This is a genomic window from Psychrobacter urativorans (genome assembly GCF_904846675.1).
Taxonomy (GTDB): domain Bacteria; phylum Pseudomonadota; class Gammaproteobacteria; order Pseudomonadales; family Moraxellaceae; genus Psychrobacter; species Psychrobacter urativorans_B.
Window position 1 is genome coordinate 1 of record NZ_CAJHBT010000057.1, and the last position, 866, is coordinate 866.

Annotated in this window: 1 protein-coding gene; it reads left to right on the forward strand. The window is 41.2% G+C overall.

The genetic code is table 11. From position 1 onward, the window contains the following. The first annotated feature begins 90 nt into the window (after positions 1-90). Positions 91-849 carry an IS5 family transposase gene (locus tag JMY06_RS11690; RefSeq protein WP_201532558.1) on the forward strand — a complete coding sequence of 253 codons (759 nt, stop codon included), beginning with the start codon at positions 91-93 and terminating at the stop codon, positions 847-849. Positions 850-866: the final 17 nt, after the last annotated feature.

Below are 866 nucleotides of genomic sequence, written 5' to 3' on the forward strand. Positions count from 1 at the left end.
TAGGGTCTGTATAGAATTAGGGAATAGTTGAAAAAAATAAGCAACGCCTTAAACTCTTGTTTACCACAACAAAGAGAAAAGGCGTCACTTATGGCTCGTACCATGCTCACTGATGAACAATGGCAAAAGCTGTCTAATATATTGCGACAAATCAACATATATAACAAGCCCAATCTAAGATTAACCGTTGAAGCGATGTTATACCGCATACGTATTGGCTGTCCTTGGCGCGACCTACCGTCTTGCTTTGGCAAATGGTCTGCTATATATCATCAGTACCGCTATTGGCGTAAAACGGGTAAATGGCGGCAACTGATGTCAATAGTAACAGCAGACTATGATAGCGAATGGTTATTTATAGATGGTAGCGTGGTAAAAGCGCATCAACACAGTGCAGGCGCTGCTAGTTGTCATGATGAAGCCATCGGTACCAGCGTTGCTGGTAATAGTAGTAAGCTGCATTTAATGGTTGATGCTTGTGGTAATCCTGTCCACGTTGAGCTGACAGGAGGACAAGTACATGATTCTAAAATGGCTAACGCTTTAATTAAAAGCACCATTAAAAAAGAGACTAAGGCGGTTGTAGCGGATAGAGGCTATGACAGTAGCGACATAAGAGATTGTATCTTTGAGTACTGTGCTGAATCAGTAATACCGGTTAAGTCAAATTCAAAAAGCAACAACAATACGCTAAATTGGTACTTATATCGCTGTCGCCACTTGGTAGAAAACGCCTTTGCTAGATTAAAACACTTCAGAGGTATTGCGACACGCTATGATAAGCTTAAAGACAGTTATGAAGCTGCTGTGATTCTAGCCTGTGTCTTTATTTGGCTGCCGCTGATTTGAATTCTATACAGACCCTA

What these genes read in the sequence shown, in the direction of transcription:
- JMY06_RS11690 (WP_201532558.1), top strand. Translation starts at nt 91, where the DNA reads ATGGCTCGTACCATGCTCACTGATGAACAATGGCAAAAGCTGTCTAAT.